The sequence below is a fragment of the Natronomonas sp. genome (assembly GCF_047616845.1).
In the GTDB taxonomy this organism is placed as follows: domain Archaea; phylum Halobacteriota; class Halobacteria; order Halobacteriales; family Haloarculaceae; genus Natronomonas.
Map to the genome: position 1 here is coordinate 1 of NZ_JBLGBY010000025.1, position 18,178 is coordinate 18,178.

At 63.9% G+C, this 18,178-nt stretch carries 19 protein-coding genes; 16 read left to right on the plus strand and 3 right to left on the minus strand.

Features of this window, described 5'->3' with window-relative positions; genetic code table 11:
* The 3 genes from ACI8UR_RS06670 to ACI8UR_RS06680 form a co-directional block, all read right to left on the minus strand.
* Nucleotides 1-367 (minus strand): aminotransferase class I/II-fold pyridoxal phosphate-dependent enzyme (locus ACI8UR_RS06670; RefSeq protein ID WP_415087697.1); only part of this gene is annotated, 367 nt, incomplete at its 3' end.
* Nucleotides 364-771 carry a 6,7-dimethyl-8-ribityllumazine synthase gene (gene ribH, locus ACI8UR_RS06675; protein WP_411715474.1) on the minus strand — a complete coding sequence of 136 codons (408 nt, stop codon included), beginning with the start codon at nucleotides 769-771 and terminating at the stop codon, nucleotides 364-366. The genes ACI8UR_RS06670 and ribH, both read right to left, overlap by 4 nt.
* A gap of 79 nt (nucleotides 772-850) precedes the next feature.
* Nucleotides 851-1,582, minus strand: a complete 732-nt coding sequence (locus tag ACI8UR_RS06680) for an N-acetyltransferase family protein (RefSeq protein ID WP_411715475.1) — start codon at nucleotides 1,580-1,582, stop codon at nucleotides 851-853.
* A 107-nt stretch (nucleotides 1,583-1,689) separates the two neighbouring features.
* Between ACI8UR_RS06680 and ACI8UR_RS06685 the strand changes: the two genes are divergently transcribed.
* The 16 genes from ACI8UR_RS06685 to ACI8UR_RS06760 all read left to right on the plus strand — a co-directional run bounded on the left by ACI8UR_RS06685 (nucleotide 1,690) and on the right by ACI8UR_RS06760 (nucleotide 18,171).
* Entirely contained in the window at nucleotides 1,690-3,426 is a 1,737-nt protein-coding gene (locus ACI8UR_RS06685) for a flippase activity-associated protein Agl23 (protein ID WP_411715476.1), read from the plus strand.
* A 48-nt stretch (nucleotides 3,427-3,474) separates the two neighbouring features.
* Nucleotides 3,475-4,680: a 5-(carboxyamino)imidazole ribonucleotide synthase gene (locus ACI8UR_RS06690; protein ID WP_411715477.1), complete on the plus strand. Its 1,206-nt coding sequence runs from the start codon at nucleotides 3,475-3,477 to the stop codon at nucleotides 4,678-4,680.
* A gap of 51 nt (nucleotides 4,681-4,731) precedes the next feature.
* Complete coding sequence (gene purE / locus ACI8UR_RS06695) at nucleotides 4,732-5,355, plus strand: 5-(carboxyamino)imidazole ribonucleotide mutase (protein ID WP_411715478.1); 624 nt, start codon at nucleotides 4,732-4,734, stop codon at nucleotides 5,353-5,355.
* 98 nt (nucleotides 5,356-5,453) lie between these two features.
* On the plus strand, nucleotides 5,454-5,858 hold the full coding sequence (locus ACI8UR_RS06700) for an NADH-quinone oxidoreductase subunit A (protein WP_411715479.1): 405 nt from the start codon (nucleotides 5,454-5,456) through the stop codon (nucleotides 5,856-5,858).
* The gene (locus ACI8UR_RS06705) at nucleotides 5,855-6,541 is read left to right on the plus strand and encodes an NADH-quinone oxidoreductase subunit B (RefSeq protein WP_411715480.1); all 687 of its coding nucleotides are present in this window, start codon (nucleotides 5,855-5,857) and stop codon (nucleotides 6,539-6,541) included. The genes ACI8UR_RS06700 and ACI8UR_RS06705 overlap by 4 nt, the downstream gene beginning before the upstream one ends.
* Nucleotides 6,542-6,623: 82 nt before the next feature.
* Nucleotides 6,624-8,300 carry an NADH-quinone oxidoreductase subunit D gene (locus ACI8UR_RS06710; protein ID WP_411715481.1) on the plus strand — a complete coding sequence of 559 codons (1,677 nt, stop codon included), beginning with the start codon at nucleotides 6,624-6,626 and terminating at the stop codon, nucleotides 8,298-8,300.
* Nucleotides 8,297-9,364 carry a complex I subunit 1/NuoH family protein gene (locus ACI8UR_RS06715; protein WP_411715482.1) on the plus strand — a complete coding sequence of 356 codons (1,068 nt, stop codon included), beginning with the start codon at nucleotides 8,297-8,299 and terminating at the stop codon, nucleotides 9,362-9,364. Before ACI8UR_RS06710 ends, ACI8UR_RS06715 begins: the two co-directional genes overlap by 4 nt.
* Nucleotides 9,365-9,366: 2 nt before the next feature.
* On the plus strand, nucleotides 9,367-9,828 hold the full coding sequence (locus ACI8UR_RS06720) for a NuoI/complex I 23 kDa subunit family protein (protein ID WP_415087698.1): 462 nt from the start codon (nucleotides 9,367-9,369) through the stop codon (nucleotides 9,826-9,828).
* 229 nt (nucleotides 9,829-10,057) lie between these two features.
* Nucleotides 10,058-10,510, plus strand: a complete 453-nt coding sequence (locus tag ACI8UR_RS06725; protein WP_411716390.1) for a cupin domain-containing protein — start codon at nucleotides 10,058-10,060, stop codon at nucleotides 10,508-10,510.
* 169 nt (nucleotides 10,511-10,679) lie between these two features.
* Nucleotides 10,680-10,958, plus strand: coding sequence for an NADH-quinone oxidoreductase subunit J (locus tag ACI8UR_RS06730; protein ID WP_411716389.1), 279 nt, complete (start codon nucleotides 10,680-10,682; stop codon nucleotides 10,956-10,958).
* Nucleotides 10,955-11,248 carry a proton-conducting membrane transporter gene (locus ACI8UR_RS06735; protein ID WP_411716388.1) on the plus strand — a complete coding sequence of 98 codons (294 nt, stop codon included), beginning with the start codon at nucleotides 10,955-10,957 and terminating at the stop codon, nucleotides 11,246-11,248. The genes ACI8UR_RS06730 and ACI8UR_RS06735 overlap by 4 nt, the downstream gene beginning before the upstream one ends.
* Nucleotides 11,248-11,562: an NADH-quinone oxidoreductase subunit NuoK gene (nuoK, locus tag ACI8UR_RS06740; RefSeq protein WP_411716387.1), complete on the plus strand. Its 315-nt coding sequence runs from the start codon at nucleotides 11,248-11,250 to the stop codon at nucleotides 11,560-11,562. The genes ACI8UR_RS06735 and nuoK overlap by 1 nt, the downstream gene beginning before the upstream one ends.
* 1 nt (nucleotide 11,563) lies before the next feature.
* The gene (gene nuoL, locus ACI8UR_RS06745) at nucleotides 11,564-13,615 is read left to right on the plus strand and encodes an NADH-quinone oxidoreductase subunit L (RefSeq protein ID WP_415087699.1); all 2,052 of its coding nucleotides are present in this window, start codon (nucleotides 11,564-11,566) and stop codon (nucleotides 13,613-13,615) included.
* Complete coding sequence (locus ACI8UR_RS06750) at nucleotides 13,616-15,145, plus strand: complex I subunit 4 family protein (protein ID WP_415087700.1); 1,530 nt, start codon at nucleotides 13,616-13,618, stop codon at nucleotides 15,143-15,145.
* Nucleotides 15,145-16,638 (plus strand): NADH-quinone oxidoreductase subunit N, encoded by a 1,494-nt coding sequence (locus ACI8UR_RS06755; RefSeq protein WP_411716024.1) that lies wholly within the window; start codon nucleotides 15,145-15,147, stop codon nucleotides 16,636-16,638. Before ACI8UR_RS06750 ends, ACI8UR_RS06755 begins: the two co-directional genes overlap by 1 nt.
* A 75-nt stretch (nucleotides 16,639-16,713) precedes the next feature.
* Entirely contained in the window at nucleotides 16,714-18,171 is a 1,458-nt protein-coding gene (locus tag ACI8UR_RS06760; RefSeq protein WP_411716023.1) for a DHH family phosphoesterase, read from the plus strand.
* Nucleotides 18,172-18,178: the final 7 nt, after the last annotated feature.

Below are 18,178 nucleotides of genomic sequence, written 5' to 3' on the forward strand. Positions count from 1 at the left end.
CGTCGCCTGGGTGCCCGCTGGCACCTTCGTCGATGAGTGCCTGGAACGTCTCGTAGAGGGCCTGCTTTGCCCCGGGCGTGACGATGAGTTCGTCGGTCGTGTAGTCGAGCCCGTCGGCGTCGAGCTTTTTGACGATTGCCTCTTTCAGTTCCGGAATCCCGTTCGACGGCGTGTAGGTGGTGTGGCCGGCATCGAGGGCGGCCTTGCCGGCCTCGACGACGTTCTCCGGCGTCGGGAAATCCGGTTCACCGACGGAGAGGTCGACGACGTCGACCCCATCGGCTTCGAGTTGCGATGCGAGATTGCTAATAGCGAGCGTCGCACTGGGTTCGACCCGTTCGACGCGGTCTGCGAAATCCATTGTCATAGTTCCTCTGCGATGTCAATAGCGCTCCGGACGGCACTCGCGCCGTGGTCGATCCGCTCTTCGGCTTCGGCCCCGCTCATTCCCGGGCCCGTGATGCCGAGCGTGACTGGCGTGTCACGCTTCAGGGAAACGTCGGTCAGTCCCTGGGCGGCCGCGTCCGCGATGACTCGGTCGTGGTCAGTGTCGCCGGTGATGATGGCGCCGATGACGGCGACGGCGTCGATATCGTCGCGCCGCGCGAGTCGGTCGGCGGCGAGCGGCGTATCGTAGGAGCCTGGCACCTCGATGGTGTCGACGATGTCGGCGCCGGCCTCGGCGGCCGCCTCCCGACCGCGCGCCTCCATCTCGTGGGTAATCGGCCGCTCTTTGTTGAACTGCGCGACCACCAGTCCGAGCGCTACCATACACAGTGCGTCTCTGTGCCCGGTAAAAGAACTGCCGAACTACGCCCACACTTGTGAGTTCCGCAGCCGCACTCTACGGTCACTCCAGTTCCGTCGCCATCATCACCTCATCGACGAATTCGCCATCGATGCGGTAGTGGTCGCGGCGAATGGCTTCGGTGTCCCAGCCGTGCTCTTCGAGGAACTCGATGCCGCTTGCGTTCGTCGCTGGGATGCTGTTGTACACCTTATGAAACCCGTCCTCGCGCGCCCACGAGAGCGCCCGAGCCATGAGGTGGCTCCCGATGTCGTTGCCACGGTACTCTTCCAGGACACCGAGCGTGAGTTCGGCGTTGTGTTCGAGCTTTTCGAGGGCTGGCTGTTCGACGCCACACCAGCTGACGACTTCGTCATCGACGGTGGCGACGAAGAATCGGCGGTTCTCGAGGTCGTTGCGAACGAGTGCGCTGTCGGCGGCTAACTCCTGGGCGACGTTCTCCGCGACGATGTAGCGTTTCTCGCTTGCGACCTGTTTCATCACGCCGATGATGCCGGAGATGTCCTCCTGTCGCGCCGGCCGAATCGTCACCTCGGTGCCGTCGATGCGGTGTACCTCTTCGATGCCGGCGTCGAGGGCTGTTCGGAGGACGCCGTCGTCTTCCTCCAGCAGGCCGTCGCGTTTCATCACGGCGACAAGCTGTCGGTAGCGGTCGGGGTCGGTCAACAGGTCGGCGTCGACGAGTTCGTCGTGGGTGACCTCCGCGCGCGAATCGATGAACTCGTAGAGGCGGCGTCTATCCCGCGTTTCGAACGTCGGTTGCTGGCTGGACATAGTCTCGTTACGCTTCGATAGCCACCCGCTTGTATCTTGTTGTATGCTACCACAACTCACGGTAAGAACCAGAAGGGTTCTAATCCCCCCGTGTCAGTATTCCGTCGATGAACGTTCGCCGCGACCGGACGGTGCAGGCGGTGCTCGCGTTGACCCTCCTCGCCGTCGCCCTCCGCGTTGCCTTCCTCGGCAGTCGTGTCGCCCACTGGGACGAGGCCCGCGTCGCCTACTGGATCGTCGAGTACAGCGAAACGGGCGTGCTGTTCTACCGACCCATCATCCACGGGCCGCTGTTGCATCTGGTCAACGCCCCGCTGTTCGAACTGTTCGGCAAGACCGACTTCGTGATGCGACTGTTCCCTGCCCTCGTCGGTGCCGCACTGCCGTTGACCGCGCTCATGTTCCGGCACCGCCTCCGCGATGAGACCGTCGTCGCGCTCGCTTTCTTCCTCGCGCTTGACCCCGTCCTGCTTTACTACTCGCGGTTCATGCGCAACGATATCATCACGGCCGCGTTCTGTTTCGTCGCCTTTGCCTGCTTTGTCCGTGCCATCGACTTCGACGACGGCCGATATCTCTACGGTGCGACCGCGGCGCTCGCGCTCGCGTTCGCCGCCAAGGAGAACCCGCTTGCGTACCTCATGGCGTTCGCTGGCGCGGCGGTGCTCCTGCTACATCACCGCCTGCTTTTCGCTCGCCTCACCGACCGGGAACCGCTGAACGTGGCCCAAGATTACCTCGCGTGGGCACTGGGCGGCGTCATCAGACAGGCCCGTTCTATCGCCGGCAGCATCGCGCTGTTCCTCTTGGTGTTCATCTACGCGTACGCCCCACGCGGGAAACTGCCGTCTCAGGGGATCTATTACCGCTCCTGTACCGGATACGAGGGGTACTTCGACGTCGCCGCGGCGCCGACGCTCAGCGAGGCGCTTGCGAACCCTCTACAGCTTCCACGCCTGGTCAGTTTCACGCTCGGCTCGACCGCAGAACTCTACGGCTGTCAGTGGATCACCCCGCGAGCGGACGACCCGAACCCCTATCTGGAGTTCCTCGGTGAACTATCGTTGCTTACTGCTGAGGCCTCGACCGCGGTCATCGTCCTCGCCGTCGTTGGCTTCCTCGCAACGCTGTACAGTTCCGAACTGCCCGACGACCTCGTCTCCTTTAGCTTCTACTGGGGGGCCGCCTCCGTCGTCGGCTACCCGTTCGTCGCCGATATCGGCGGTGCCGGCTGGCTCGCCGTCCACATCGTCCTCCCGCTGACGATTCCGGCCGCCTTCGCGTTCGGTCTCCTCTATCGGTGGGGTCGTGATGCCGAACGCGACGAGGACTTGGTCAGCGTCGCTCTGGTCGTCGTCATCGCGATCGTCCTCGTTGGGTCGGTCGCGTGGACGGGCTATGCGACGAGCTTTGCCGACCCGAAGAGCGACTCGAACCCGCTTGTCCAGTACGCCCAGCCGTCCGGTGATGTCGAAGCGACGCTCGCTGACATGCGGACGCTTGCCGACCAGAACGAGGGTACCGACGCCGTCCTCTACGGCGAGCACTTCCACAGTCCGACCGGGGGTGAGGAACTGGAACGGCGGCCGGTCTGTTCGAACTGGTTCAACGCCTTGCCATTACCGTGGTATTTCGAGGCCAGCGACATGGACGTCGACTGCGCGCCCGATAACGCGACGCTCGACGAGCAGCTCGCCGACGATCCGCCGGTAGTCATCGCCCACAGTAGCGAGAGCGCCGCCGTCGACGAGCGCATTCCCGACCGCTACGACCGGCGCGTCTTCCTGATGCGGAGTTCCGACACCCCGTTCGTCTTCTACGTGGACGAATCGCAGTTGGAGTGATGGCGCGGAATAGCAAGGTTCTCCAACGGTGACGACCGACGCACACCCATGCAACACACTACGCCAGCCGCGACACTGGGCGTCGTCGGCGGTGGCCAACTCGGTCGTATGATGGGTGAGGCTGCCGGCCCGCTCGGCGTCGAAATCGTCGTCTCCGACCCGACGCCCGACTGCCCCGCGGCACCGCTCGTCCGCGACCAGATCGTCGGCGATTTCGACGATTACGAGGCCATCCGTGACCTCGCAGACCGGGCCGACGTGCTCACCTTCGAAATCGAACTCGCCGACCCCGACGAGATGGAGCGGGTCAGCGAGGAAACGGGTACGCCCGTCCATCCCGATCCCGACACGCTGCGGACGATTCAGGACAAACTCGTCCAGAACCGCGCGCTCGCCGACGCCGGCATTCCCGTTCCGGAGTTCCGACAGGTCGACGACGAAGCCGACCTCAAGGCAGCCGGTGAGGAACTCGGCTGGCCGCTGATGCTCAAAGCCCGTGAGGGTGGCTACGACGGCCGCGGAAACCTCCCCGTCGATAGCCCCGAGGATGCGGCTGACGCACTCGATGCCGTCGGTGGCTCCGCGCTTGCCGAGGAACTCGTCGATTTCGAGCGCGAACTGGCGGTCATGGGCGTAAAAGGTGCCGACGAGGTTCGCGCCTACCCCGTCACCGAGACGGTACACGAAGCGGAGATTCTTCGGGAGACAGTCTGTCCCGCACGTGCCGACTCCGCCGTCCGGTCGCGCGCACGAGAGGTTGCCTTCGAAGTGCTCGACATCCTCGAGGGGCGCGGCGTCTACGGCATCGAACTCTTTGAAACGCGCGAGGCGCAGAGCGCCTCGGATGGCGCGAGCGGTGACGAACCGCGAGCGGCCGAGGGGGAGATTCTGGTCAACGAAATCGCACCCCGGCCGCACAACTCCGGGCACTGGACTATCGAGGGCGCGACGACCTCGCAGTTCGAGCAACACGTTCGCGCAGTGCTCGGGTGGCCGCTCGGGGATGCATCACGGCGCGCCCCGAGCGTGACGACGAACATCCTCGATGATGTCGAGGAGCCCGAGCCCGCCGAACTGTCGGGTACCGATACGGTGCTCGAAACCCCCGGTGCATCGCTGCACTGGTACGGCAAACGCGAGGTGCGGCCGCTGCGGAAAATGGGCCACATCACGCTCATCGATGAGAACGCGACGGACGCCGTCGAACTGCTCGGGGAGGCTCGAACGCTCCGTGATGCGCTGACCTTCGAGTAGCCATGATTCGCGACCGCAACGCCAAAGCGGTACCCGGACGCGGACACGTCCATGACTCGCTCCCAGGACGTTCAGGACGTCATCGACCTGCTGGAGGCGGAAGCCGAGACGAACCGTGACCCCGAAGACACGCCCGACGTGGGCATCATCATGGGCTCGGATTCCGACCTCGATACGATGTACGGCGCCTACGAGGCGCTGACCGAACTCGGCTTCGAGGAGGTCACGGATTACGACGACCCGCCGGAAACGGAGTTCACGTTCGAGACGTTCGTCGTCTCGGCCCATCGGACACCCGAGCTGATGTACGTCTACGGCGAGACGGCGAGCGAGCGTGGCCTCGACGTCATCATCGCCGGCGCGGGCGGGAAATCCGCTGACCTGCCGAACATGACGGCCTCCATCGCCTATCCGATACCGGTCATCGGCGTGCCGGTACAGGAGAAGTCGGTCGATTCGGTCATCGGGATGCCGACCGGCGCGCCCATCGTCGCCGTCGACGCGGGCAAATCGTTCAACGCGGCGCTGTCGGCCGTTCAGGTACTCGCGCGAGCGCACCCGGAACTGGTGGGGCGGCTCGAGGACTACCACGATGAGCTGCAGGACGGCGTCGGTGCCGTGTCGAAACGCCTGCACGGCGAGGGCACGGAGACGTTCCGGGCGAAACGGGACTGAACGCCGGTTCGGCCCACCCCCGCACAAACCCGGTGGGGCCGGTTGATGAATCAACTCTTATGTAGGGTTGCTCCTAACCGTCATACGATACAGACGCGATGAGCAATCCATGGATCGCTGTCGGTGCGCTGGCGCTGGTGGGGGTCGCGATTCCACTTTCGATGATCGCGATTTCGAGTCTCCTCCGGCCCAGCGTTCCCGAGCAAGGTAAACGCGCCATCTACGAGTCCGGTGAGGTGCCGACGGGCACGACGCGCATCCGGTTCAACATCCAGTACTACATGATCGCGCTGCTGTTCGTCGTCTTCGACATCGAGACGGTGCTCATCTTCCCATGGGCGCTGATCTACAACGACGCAGTGGCCGAGTTCGGTCTGAATTCAGTACTGGGCCCGATGCTTGTCTTCCTCGCCATCCTCATTATTGGGCTCGGATGGGCGTGGCGCAACGGTGCCGTTCGCTGGGTCAAAAGCGAGCGTGCGGAAATCAAGAGTGAATTATGAGTAGCGACCAGGAAATCCACGACACAGTCTCGACGCAGGAAGCCCGGATGGGCGAAGGCGTCGACAGCCGGTTCAACTCCAAACTGCGTGAGGCGTTCGGCTCCTCGCCGTTCATCCTCACGAAGTTCGACAAGTTCATGAACTGGGTTCGGGGCTCGTCGATGTTCATGCTGCAATTCGGAATCGCCTGCTGCAGCATCGAGATGATGCACACCTATGCCATCAAGCACGACCTCGACCGCTTCGGCGCAGGTGTCCCGCGGGCCTCCCCGCGACAGGCGGACGTCATCATCGTCCCCGGTACCATCGTCTCGAAGTTCGCCCCACGGATGAAGCGCGTGTACGACCAGATGCCGGAACCCAAGTTCGTCGTCGCGATGGGTTCCTGTACCATCTCCGGCGGCCCGTTCCAGGAGGGGTACAACGTCATCAAGGGCGCAGAGGAGGTCATCCCGGTCGACATCCACGTCCCCGGCTGCCCGCCCCGCCCCGAGGCGCTCATCTACGGCATCGCCAAACTGCAGGAGCGTATCGCCAACGGCGAAACGTCGCCGGTGACGGTCAAACCGTACGATCTCGAGCAGTTCGGCGACCTCGAACAGGACGAACTCGTACAGCATCTCGCAGACGAAATCGACGAGGAAGACCTCATCATGCGGTACAACTGGGCTAACTCGCCATGAGCACGCTAAGACATTCCTGCTCGCCTGACGGCTGCGCGGGCTGTGACTCATCTACTCTTGCTCGACACCGGAGGTGTCTCGCATGAGTCTGGAAGAACCCCAGCCCACCGACATCGGCGAAACGGCGGAGGGTGACGTCGACTACGCCGAACTTGAGGCTCTGCTCGGCGAGACGGTCATCGGCCGCGAGGAGCACGTCAACGCTCCCGCCTTCGTCGTTCGCCCCGACGAAGTACAGGAGGCACTGTCGGCGCTCCGCGAGGAGGCGGGCTTCGATTACCTCTCCTGTGTCACCGCCCAGGAGTACGACGACCGCTACGAGTCCATCTACCACCTCAAGAAGTACGACGACCCGACCCAGGAGGTCGGTGTCGTCGTGCCGACGGCTCGCGACGAGCCGGTGTCCCAGACGGCCGAACCCGTCTACCGGACGGCCGACTGGCACGAGCGTGAGGCCTACGACCTCGTCGGTATCGATTACGAGGGCCACCCCGATCTGCGCCGAATCCTGTTGCCCGAGACGTGGCAGGGACACCCGCTCGGGAAGGATTACAACCCCGAGAAGCCACAAGTCGTCCCCTTCCGCGAACACGCCAATCCGCTGGAACCCGACCAGAGCGGCGGTGCCGAGTCCGACACGATGTTCATCAACATCGGCCCGCACCACCCCGCCACCCACGGCGTGCTTCACATCGAAACAGTGCTCGATGGCGAGCAGATCGTCGATGTCGAGCCCGACATCGGCTACCTCCACCGCTGTGAGGAACAGATGTGCCAGCAGTCGACCTACCGGCACCAGATCATGCCGTACCCCGACCGCTGGGACTACGTCTCGGCCGGTATCCTCAACGAGTGGGCCTACGCGCGCGCCGCTGAGGACATGGCGGATATCGAGGTGCCCGACTACGCACAGGTCATCCGGACGATGTCCGCAGAGCTGTGCCGAATCGCCTCCCACATGCTCGCGCTCGGGACGTTCTGTCTGGACGTCTTCGGTGACTTCACCGCGACGTTCCAGTACGCCTTCCGTGACCGCGAGGTCGTCCAGGACATCCTCGAAGACCTCACCGGCCAGCGGCTGATGTTCAACTACCTCCGCCTCGGCGGAGTCGCCTGGGACATCCCCGAACCCCGCAAGGAGTTCTTCGAGAAGACCCGTGACTTCCTCGACGGGCTGCCGGAGAAGATCGAGGAATACCACAATCTGGTCACCTCGAACGAGATCTTCCAGGTTCGCTGTGTCGGCACGGGCGAACTGCCACCGGAGGTCGCAAAGCAGTACGGTGCCACCGGCCCCGTCGCTCGCGGCTCCGGCGTCGACATCGACCTGCGTCGTGACGATCCGTACGGCTACTACGAGGAACTCGATTGGGACGTCGTCACCGAGGACGGCTGTGACAACTACAGTCGCGTGCTCGTCCGCCTGCGCGAGGTCGAGGAGTCCGCGAAGATCATCCAGCAGTGTGTCGACCTGCTGGAGGAGTGGCCCGAAGACGAACGCGACATCCAGGCCAACGTGCCGCGAACGCTCAAGCCCGACCCCGATACCGAAATCTACCGCGGTGTCGAGGCTGCAAAGGGCGAGCTCGGCATCTACATGCGCTCGGACGGCACCGACAAGCCGGCCCGATTCAAGATCCGCAGCCCGTGTTTCTGTAACCTGCACACGCTACGTGAGATGACGCAGGGTGAGTACATCCCCGACCTCATCGCGTCGCTCGGGAGCCTCGACATCGTCCTCGGGGAGGTGGACAGATGACACTGGTGCCGGCCCAGACGCCGCTGCCCGATACCATCGGCCGTCTCCTCGGGTTCGGCACCGAAATGTCGACCGGCCAAGAAATTCTGGTCTCCATCATCGGCGCTGCACTCGTCGGCACGCTCATGCTGACGATGACGGCTATCGCCGGCCCGTGGGCGAAACGAAAGATTACGGCGGCGTTCACCGACCGCTATGCGGTCAACCGGATCGGCCCCGCTGGCCTCCTGATTATCGTCGCTGACGCCGTTCGCCTGTTGTCAAAAGAGCTCATCGTTCCCGAAGGCGTCGACCGGCCGGCCTGGGATATCGCGCCCGTCGTCCTCGCCGGCTCCGCGCTGCTCGGCTTCGCCGTTATCCCGATGGGAAGCGGCATCCACCTCGCCGACCCCGAAATCGGGCTGGTGTACGTCTTCGCCGTGGCGTCCATCGCGTCCATCGCGCTGGTGATGGCCGGCTACGCATCGAACAACAAGTTCTCGATGCTCGGCGGCCTGCGTGCGGTCGCACAGAACCTCGCCTACGAGATTCCGCTCGTCCTCATCGCCGCCTCGGTCGTCCTGTTCGCCGGATCGCTGCAGATGAGCGAAATCGTCGCCGCACAGGCGGAGACGCTCGTCACGCTCGGCGGCGTCTCCATTCCGGCGTGGTACGCCTTCGTCAATCCCTTCGCGTTCGTGCTGTTCATGGTCGCGAACCTGATGGAGGTCGGTCGGAACCCCTTCGACATCCCGGAGGCCCCGACCGAGATCGTCGCCGGCTACCAGACCGAATACTCGAGCGTCTACTTCGTGCTCATCTACCTCGGTGAGTTCATCCACATCTTCCTCGGTGGCGCCATCATCACGACGCTGTTCCTCGGCGGCCCCGCAGGCCCCGTCCTGCCGGGCATCGCGTGGTTCATCGTCAAGATATGGGCGATCTTCCTGTTCACACAGTGGGCTCGCTCGGCGCTGCCGCGGCTGCGTATCGACCAGCTCATCGAGATCGGCTGGAAGGGCATGCTCGTGCTCTCGCTCGCGAACCTCGTCCTCACCGCAGTCATCGTGGGGGTGATCGTCTAATCATGATTGGAATGCTCAAATCGATGGCAACGACGATGAAACACGCCTTGGACGGCGAGAAGTTCACCGTCCAGTATCCCGAGGAGACGCCCGACGTCTCGCCTCGGTTCCGCGGCGTCCACAAGTTCTCACAGGAGCGCTGTATCTGGTGTCGCCAGTGTGAGAACGTCTGTCCGAACGACACCATCCAGATCATCACGGACGAACAACGCAACGGCGAGGAGTACAACCTCCACATCGGCCAGTGTATTTACTGCCGGCTCTGTGAGGAGGTCTGCCCCGTCGACGCCATCCTGCTCACGCAGAACTTCGAGTTCACCGGGGACACGAAGGACGACCTCGCGTACAACAAAGAGCAGCTGAAGAACGTCCCGTGGTTCAAGGACATCGACCCGCTTTCCTCCCGCGAACCCGACCGTGGCGCGTGGATCGGCGAAGGCGAAGGCGAACTGGATTACCAATAGAAACTTTTTGCACGACGCGCTGCGCGCGCCGGCAAAAACTTTCATGAAAAAGACACGGCGGCCCTCCCTAGCGGTCGGGCCTTGGTCTCGCGCCTCACTTTGTTCGGCGCGACGGAACCGCCTCAGTCACTCCGTTCCCTCGGCGGATGCTTCGCTGATTCTCCGTCTCCGGCACGCGACCGCGTCGACACCAAGATTTACTCTCGGGGACGCACATCACCCATGCGCCATGCAGAAAGTATCCATCGACGAGCTCGATAACGACCCGCGCGTCGCGGACGTCCAGAAACACCTCTCCGACCCGCTGACCCTCGCCGATATGGCGATGAACTACTACGAGCTGGCGCCCGGCGAATCCTTCTCCGGCGGGATGCACACCCACATGAACCAGGAGGAGATATTCTACATCATCGAAGGCACGGCCACCTTCCAGATGGAGGAGGGCACCCGCGAGGTCGGCCCGAACGAGGTCATCCGGTTTGCGCCCGGCGAGTATCAGGAGGGGCGCAACGAGAGCGACGACCGCATCCGGGCGATGGCGCTCGGTGCGCCGAGCGAGATGGGCGAGACGCGCGCGTTGGTACCCTGTTCGGAGTGCGGCGCCGATTACCACGTCACCGAGGTCGATGAAAGCGGCGTGACGCTCACCTGTCCGGACTGCGGGAACGTCTTGGAGATGTAGGCGCTCGGGCGTTTCTGTCACTCCGTTTCTGTACCCTGCCAGCCCGATTCAGCGCTCGTGAGCGGTCGGCTTATCGAGTTGCGAACGGATACTTATTGGCTGATTGACGCTTCCCCCCCGTGGCTGAATAAGGAAATCTTCAAAGGGAACCCGACTGGAGAGGTAAACAATGGCTGTAGTACCGTACGAGACACTGGCGTTCCTCTTGTTCGCTCTGGTGACGGTGGGAGCGAGCCTGGGCGTCGTGTTGGTTCGGGACGTGTGGCACTCCGCGCTACTGTTGGGTGTGGCGCTGCTCTCCGTCGCGATCCACTACGTGATGTTACGCGCCGAGTTCCTGGCAGCGATGCAGGTACTCGTGTACGTCGGCGGGGTGCTTATCCTGATCACCTTCGCCGTCATGTTGGTTCGCCGGGAAGCCGGCACCGCCGAAGAGGTGGCGTCATGACGACGCGCCCACGGCTTCACACGGAAACGAGCAAGGCCGCCGGTATCCTGGCGGTCGCGCTGTTCGGCTTCCTCGCGGCGGTGTTCCTGACGTCCGGGTTCGGCACCGCCGAAGGGTTCGCCGACGGCTCGATAACACGGTCTATCGGGTACGCGATGTTCAACCTCGACGCGGGCGATTTCGCAAGCGAGGGCTTCCTCGTGTCGTTCATCGTCATCGCCGTCGTGCTTGACGCCGCGCTCGATGGGGCCGTCATGCTCGCAAAACGGGACGAGGAGGAGGAGCCCTGATGGTACTCGCATCAGTCCCCGCCGAATACTACCTCGTGCTGTCGGCGGCCGTCTTCTGTACCGGCCTGTTCGGCATCCTGACCCGGGAGAACGCCTTGATGTTCCTGATGAGCGTCGAATTGATGCTGAACGCGGCGAACATCAACCTCGTCGCCTTCGCGTTCTTCTGGCAGAACGTTACCGGACAGGTGTTCGCGCTGTTCACGATGGCACTTGCAGCCGCCGAGGTCGCCATCGGTATCGGCATCATCCTCGTGGTGTACCGCAACTTCGAAGGCGTAGACGTGACCGAAGCAACGACTCTGAAGTGGTAATATGGCTGGAATATTCACATACGCGCCGGCTATCGCCGCGCTTCCGTTCGTGTCGTTCGTCGTTGCGTTGCTCGCAGGCAAATGGATGCCCAAGAAGGGGGCACTCGCGGGCATTCTCGCGACGGCCGGCTCGCTCGGACTGTCGCTGGTGGTGCTCGGAACCGTCGCACTGACTGGCGAATCGTACGACGAAACGCTCTACACGTTCGTCGAGGCGGGCGAGCCGTTCAACCTCACGTTCGGCCTGCTTCTCGACCCGCTTTCGGCCGCGATGTTGACCATCGTCTCGCTCATCGCCTTCCTCGTGCACGTCTTCTCGCTCGGCTACATGAACGACGAGGGCGAACCGGGGCTGCCGCGCTACTACGCTGGTCTCGGGCTCTTCTCGGCGAGCATGCTCGCGTTCGTCTTCTCGGATAACCTCCTGATGGCCTTCATGTTCTTCGAGCTGGTTGGCCTCTGTTCGTACCTGCTCATCGGCCACTGGTTCCGTGAGCCGTCGCCGCCGTCGGCCGCGAAGAAGGCGTTCCTCGTCACCCGCTTCGGTGACTACTTCTTCCTCATCGGCGTCGTCGGCGTGCTGACGACGTTCGGAACGGCCAAATTCGCCGGCGAAGGCGGCTTCCCGGCGATCGCCGAAACTGTGCTCAATCACGAAACCTCCGCGAGCGTCGCGGTCAACACGTTCGGCTTCGAGCCGGCGACCTGGTTCGCGATTCTCGGCCTGCTCGTGTTGGGCGGTGTGATGGGCAAATCCGCGCAGTTCCCGTTCCACACGTGGCTGCCCGACGCGATGGAGGGCCCGACGCCCGTCTCCGCGCTGATTCACGCCGCGACGATGGTCGCTGCCGGTGTGTATCTCGTCGCCCGGATGTACGGCTTCTACGCGCTCCTGCCGACCGTGCTCGGCATCATCGCCTTCGTCGGCGGCTTCACCGCACTGTTCGCGGCGACGATGGGCGTCGTCAAAGACGAGATCAAGCAGGTGCTCGCGTACTCGACCATCAGCCAGTACGGCTACATGATGCTCGCACTCGGTGCGGGCGGCTACGTGGCCGCGTTCTTCCATCTCACGACCCACGCGGTGTTCAAAGCGCTACTCTTCCTCGGTGCCGGCTCGGTCATCATCGCGATGCACCACAACGAGGACATGTGGGACATGGGTGGCCTGAAAGACGAGATGCGCGTGACCTATCTCACGTTCCTCGCGGGCTCGCTTGCGCTCGCGGGTATCTTCCCCTTCGCCGGCTTCTGGTCGAAGGACGAGGTGCTGTTCGAGACGCTCGTCCACGGCCTCGGCGGGAGCCCGTTCCTGCTTGGCGGCTACGCGATGGGACTCGCGGCCGTCTTCCTGACTGGCTTCTACACCATTCGGATGGTCATGTTGACCTTCCACGGTGAGCCGCGAACCGACACCGCCGCCGACCCCCACGGCGTCGGCTGGAACGTCAAGTTCCCGCTGTCCGTGCTCGGCGTGCTCGCGGTCGTCGCCGGCTTCCTCAACCCGGTTCCGATTCAGAAACTCACGGGGCTGCACGTCGACTTCCTGCACGCCTTCCTCGATAGCGAGGCGAGCGAGGAACTCCTGACGAGCGCCCACCACTACGAGGAACTGACCAAGGAATACGCCGGCTACACGGCCGGTACTATCGGCGGGAGCGAAACTATGACGATGCTGCTCGGTGCGGGCGTCAGTCTTGGGCTAGCAGTGGCTGGCGCCGGCGCGGCGTACTTCCTCTATCGAGGGCCCGATCCGGTTCGACACACCGAGAAACTCGGCGGTCTCAAGACGTTGCTCATGCACAACTACTATCAAGACGAGTATCAGGTCTGGCTCGCCGAAGGGCTCACCGTGCGCGTCGCACGCGCCGCGGACACGTTCGACCAGGGCGTCATCGACGGCGTCGTCAACACGGTATCGAGCGTGAGCCTCTTCTCCGGTGACCGCCTGCGTCGCCTTCAGACGGGTATCGTGACCAACTACGCGGCGCTCATCACACTCAGCCTGCTGGCGCTGCTCGTTGCGTTCGCCGTGATGGGGGGGTGGTTCTAGATGCTCGTCGAAGCCATCATCCTCCTGTGTCTGGTCGGTGCGGCAGTCGTCTTCGTCGCCCCTGACCGCTATGCGCACAAACTGGCGTTCGGCGTCTCGCTTGCCCCGGTCGTCATCTCGGCGTACATGTACAGCGCCTTCGACGGCAGCGGTAACGCCTTGCTCGGCGGCGATATCGCCTACGAGACGTACTTCGAGTGGCTCCAACTCGGCCCCTACGCCGTCAACTACCATATGGGACTTGACGGCATCTCCCTGCCGCTCGTCGTCCTCTCGACGGTTCTGACGACGCTTGCCATCCTGAGCGCGTGGACGCCCATCGACGACCGACAGAGCCAGTTCTACGGGCTCATGCTGTTCATGGAGGCCAGTCTCGTCGGCGTCTTCGCGGCGCTCGACTTCCTGCTTTGGTTCGTCTTCTGGGAGGCCGTCCTCATCCCGATGTACTTCCTCATCGGCGTCTGGGGCGGCCCGCGCCGGAAGTACGCCGCGATCAAGTTCTTCGTGTACACGAACATCGCGTCGCTCGTGATGTTCATCGGCTATCTCGGCTTGGTGTTCGGCCTCGGCGGATCCGTCAGTTCGACGGGACTGCCCGAGGTGGCCCAGGCGTTGCGGGCCGGCCAACTCGGCGGCCTCGGGCCGCTCGGGCCCGACCAGCTCGCCCTGCTCGCGTTCCTTGCGATGTTCGTCGGCTTCGCCGTGAAGGTGCCCATCGTCCCGTTCCACACGTGGCTGCCGGATGCCCACGTCGAGGCGCCGACGCCCGCATCCGTCATGCTGGCCGGCGTCCTCCTGAAGATGGGAACGTACGCACTGCTTCGATTCAACTTCACGATGCTGCCCGAGCAGGCGGCTATGCTTGCGGTGCCAATCGCCGCAGTCGCCGTCCTCTCAATTATCTACGGTGCGTTGCTCGCCTTGGCCCAGCAAGACCTCAAACGCATCGTGGCGTACTCCTCGGTGTCATCGATGGGGTACGTCATCCTCGGGCTCATCGCCTACACCATCTACGGTGTCGGCGGTGCGACGTTCCAGATGATCGCCCACGGCCTCATCTCGGGGCTGCTGTTCATGACGGTCGGCGTCATCTACAACGCGACGCACACGCGCATGGTCGGTGACATGTCCGGCATGGCCGACAGAATGCCCGTCACTGCCGGTGTGTTCGTCGCCGGCGCCTTCGCCTACATGGGGCTGCCGCTGATGGCTGGCTTCGCCGCGGAGCTTTTCATCTTCCTCGGCGCCTTCGAGTCGACGGTGCTGCCCGCCGCGCCGCTTTTCACGGCGATTGCGATGTTCGGCATCGTCATCGTCGCCGGCTACCTGCTGTGGGCCATGCAGCGCTCGCTGTTCGGCCCGTTCCGGCTGGAGACGGATTACGAGATTACGCGGGCTCCCATCCACGACGTGGTGCCGCTGATTGCGCTCGTCGTCCTCATCATCCTGCTGGGCACCGCCCCGGAGGTCTTCTTCGAGATGATTCGGGATGCGACAGTCGATGTCATCGAATTCGGAGGTGATATCTGATGGAGCATCTCCCCGATATCGCGTTGCTCGCACCGACCGGCGCCTTCCTGCTTGCGGCGCTTGCGCTGTTCGTGGTCGACGCCATCGACCCCGATGACACGAACGCGACGCTTCTGGCCGCTATCTCGGTGGCCGGATCGGTCGTCGCGTTCGTCACGGCGGGCGTCTTCCTACTCTCCGGCTACGCCGAACCCGGCGTCGAGCTGTTCGGTGGCCAACTCGTCGTTGACGGGATGAGCCTCATCTTCACGTTCATCTTCGGCAGCGTGACCGCGCTGGTCTCGCTTGCCTCCGTCGACTACATCCGTGAGCTGCCGCACAAAGCCGAGTACTACCTCCTCATCCTGCTTGCGGCGACCGGGATGTCCATCATGGCGTCGGCGAACAGTCTCGCCGTCGTCTTCGTCTCCCTCGAGCTCTCGTCGCTGCCGTCCTATGCCCTCGTGGCGTACCTGAAGACGAACCGTGGCTCCGTCGAGGCGGGGCTGAAGTACTTCCTCGTCGGCGCGCTCTCTTCGAGTATTCTCGTATACGGCATCTCGCTGATTTACGCGACGACCGGTAGTCTCCTGCTCGGTGATGTCGCAGGCGCGATGAACGAGGCCGCAAACACCTACCCGGGCGTCCTCGGCGTCGGCATCCTGATGGTGCTCGGTGGCTTCGCGTTCAAGACGGCTTCCGTGCCGTTCCACTTCTGGGCACCGGACACTTACGAGGGGGCGCCAGCCCCCGTCTCGGCGTTCATCTCGTCGGCCTCGAAGGCCGCCGGGTTCGTCGTCCTGTTCCGTGTGTTCGTCGTCGCCTTCCCCATCGAGGCGGTGCAGGTCAGCGTCGACTGGGTGCTCGCGTTCCAGGTGCTCGCCATCGTCACGATGACTGTCGGTAACTTCGCAGCGGCAACCCAGGAGAACGTCAAGCGGATGCTTGCGTACTCCTCTATCGGGCACGCCGGCTACGTCCTCATTGGCGTGGCAGCGCTGACGAACGTCGGCGGTGCGGGCGCGGAAGCGACCGCGCTCGGCGCCGGCATGATTCACCTGCTCGTCTACGGCTTCATGAACACGGGCGCGTTCCTGTTCATCGCCCTGGCGGAACATTGGGGGATCGGCCGCACGTTCGAGGATTACAACGGCCTCGCGAAGGAGGCGCCGCTGGCCTGCGTCGCGATGACCGTCTTCATGTTCTCGCTTGCCGGCCTGCCCGTCGGCGGCGGCTTCCTCTCGAAGTACTACCTCTTTGCCGGCGCGGTCGGTGCCGGGGTCTGGTGGCTCGCTCTGGTCGGCGCGATCAACAGCGCCCTGAGCCTGTTCTACTATAGCCGGGTCGTCAAGGCGATGTGGATCGACGAGCCCGACGAACCACGCGACATCGAGAGCTACCCGACGGCGCTGTACGCCGCCATCGTGACGGCGGCCGTCGTGACAGTGCTGCTGCTGCCCGGCCTGGCAGTGTTCGACACCGCTGCCTTCGACGCAGCCGCCGCGCTGCTGTAGTCGGCCACTATTTTCCGCTTCGTTTGGCGGCTCCGTCCCAGCACGCTTTAGCCGGTCGGCGTCTCACAGGTGGATATGAATCGGTTGGTGCTGGGGTGTGCGTCGGCCGGGCTGTCGCTCGTCGAACGACTGGCGGAAAAGCCCCAGCCGCTCGTCGTGCTCGTCGAGGACGAGCGGCGCGCCGACGCACTCCGCGATGAGGGCGTCGACGCACGTCACATCGATGTGACGAACGCGACGGCCATCAGAACCGTTGCCGGGGGCGTCAATTCGGTCGTCGTCGCCCCGGAATCCCCCGAGCGCGTACGCCAACTCGCCGAAACCGCACGGATGGCGTACCCCGATGCCTTCGTCCTGGCTTATGTTCCCGCCGACACGAGCGAGGCCGACGCGCGTGCGATATCGGCCAACGCTGACCGGACCGTCGAGGCGACCGTCGAGACCTCGGGGTGGCTGCTCGACCGAGCCGGCGCCATCGGTATCCGCACCCGCAAACTCCAGGGCGTGTTGCGCGATATCGACGGGACGCTTGCGGTGGTCGCACACGACAACCCCGACCCCGACGCCATCGCCTCGGCTATCGGTCTCCAACGAATTGCCGAAGCGACTGGCACCGACGCGGAGGCCTGCTACTACGGTGAGATCAACCATCAGGAGAACCGCGCGCTCGTCAATCTACTCGAGTACGACCTCACGAACCTGTCTCCGGACGACGACCTTGAGGCGTACGACGGGTTCGCACTCGTCGACCACTCCAGACCGGGCGTCAACGATGGCCTCCCCGAAGATCTCTCCGTCGACGTGGTCATCGACCACCACCCGCCGCGCGCGCCCGTCGAGGCACGGTTCGTCGACCTCCGGAGCGACGTCGGCGCGACGAGCACGCTCGTATCCGGCTACCTTCGACAGCTCGGCCTCGACGCCGGAACGCCCCTTTCGACCGGGCTCCTCTACGGCATCCAGACTGACACCGACGACTTCAGCCGTGAGGTATCGACGGCCGATTTCGAGGCAGCAGCACATCTGGTCGGAGACGCCGACGGGACGGCCCTCCAGCGCATCGAATCACCCAGCGTGACCGCCGAAACCCTCGAGATAATCGCTGCTGCCGTCTCGAGCCGTCGCGTCGAAGACGACGTTCTGACCTCGTGTGTCGGGGGCATCTCCGACCGCGACGCCCTGGCACAGGCGGCCGACAAACTGCTCGAGATGGAGGCTATCTCGACGACCCTCGTGTTCGGCTACACCGACGAGATGGTGTTCGTCTCCGCCCGGTCGCGTGGTACCGACCTCGATCTCGGTGAGGCGCTTCGAGAGGCGTTCAGCCAGATCGGCAGCGCCGGCGGCCACGCCGACATGGCGGGCGCACAGATTCCCGTTGGAATGCTTCTCGAGGGCTCCGAAGACGCCGACCGCGGCGAGGTCATCTCGGAGGTCGTCACCGAACGCTTCTTCGAGACGCTGGGTATCGAACCCGACCGCGCTGCCGCACTCGTGTACGCCGACTTCCTCGGAACGGAAGAGCGTGAGTGAGGTTTTT

What these genes read in the sequence shown, in the direction of transcription:
- ribH (WP_411715474.1), bottom strand. Translation starts at nt 771, where the DNA reads ATGGTAGCGCTCGGACTGGTGGTCGCGCAGTTCAACAAAGAGCGGCCG.
- ACI8UR_RS06680 (WP_411715475.1), bottom strand. Translation starts at nt 1,582, where the DNA reads ATGTCCAGCCAGCAACCGACGTTCGAAACGCGGGATAGACGCCGCCTC.
- ACI8UR_RS06685 (WP_411715476.1), top strand. Translation starts at nt 1,690, where the DNA reads ATGAACGTTCGCCGCGACCGGACGGTGCAGGCGGTGCTCGCGTTGACC.
- ACI8UR_RS06690 (WP_411715477.1), top strand. Translation starts at nt 3,475, where the DNA reads ATGCAACACACTACGCCAGCCGCGACACTGGGCGTCGTCGGCGGTGGC.
- purE (WP_411715478.1), top strand. Translation starts at nt 4,732, where the DNA reads ATGACTCGCTCCCAGGACGTTCAGGACGTCATCGACCTGCTGGAGGCG.
- ACI8UR_RS06700 (WP_411715479.1), top strand. Translation starts at nt 5,454, where the DNA reads ATGAGCAATCCATGGATCGCTGTCGGTGCGCTGGCGCTGGTGGGGGTC.
- ACI8UR_RS06705 (WP_411715480.1), top strand. Translation starts at nt 5,855, where the DNA reads ATGAGTAGCGACCAGGAAATCCACGACACAGTCTCGACGCAGGAAGCC.
- ACI8UR_RS06710 (WP_411715481.1), top strand. Translation starts at nt 6,624, where the DNA reads ATGAGTCTGGAAGAACCCCAGCCCACCGACATCGGCGAAACGGCGGAG.
- ACI8UR_RS06715 (WP_411715482.1), top strand. Translation starts at nt 8,297, where the DNA reads ATGACACTGGTGCCGGCCCAGACGCCGCTGCCCGATACCATCGGCCGT.
- ACI8UR_RS06720 (WP_415087698.1), top strand. Translation starts at nt 9,367, where the DNA reads ATGATTGGAATGCTCAAATCGATGGCAACGACGATGAAACACGCCTTG.
- ACI8UR_RS06725 (WP_411716390.1), top strand. Translation starts at nt 10,058, where the DNA reads ATGCAGAAAGTATCCATCGACGAGCTCGATAACGACCCGCGCGTCGCG.
- ACI8UR_RS06730 (WP_411716389.1), top strand. Translation starts at nt 10,680, where the DNA reads ATGGCTGTAGTACCGTACGAGACACTGGCGTTCCTCTTGTTCGCTCTG.
- ACI8UR_RS06735 (WP_411716388.1), top strand. Translation starts at nt 10,955, where the DNA reads ATGACGACGCGCCCACGGCTTCACACGGAAACGAGCAAGGCCGCCGGT.
- nuoK (WP_411716387.1), top strand. Translation starts at nt 11,248, where the DNA reads ATGGTACTCGCATCAGTCCCCGCCGAATACTACCTCGTGCTGTCGGCG.
- nuoL (WP_415087699.1), top strand. Translation starts at nt 11,564, where the DNA reads ATGGCTGGAATATTCACATACGCGCCGGCTATCGCCGCGCTTCCGTTC.
- ACI8UR_RS06750 (WP_415087700.1), top strand. Translation starts at nt 13,616, where the DNA reads ATGCTCGTCGAAGCCATCATCCTCCTGTGTCTGGTCGGTGCGGCAGTC.
- ACI8UR_RS06755 (WP_411716024.1), top strand. Translation starts at nt 15,145, where the DNA reads ATGGAGCATCTCCCCGATATCGCGTTGCTCGCACCGACCGGCGCCTTC.
- ACI8UR_RS06760 (WP_411716023.1), top strand. Translation starts at nt 16,714, where the DNA reads ATGAATCGGTTGGTGCTGGGGTGTGCGTCGGCCGGGCTGTCGCTCGTC.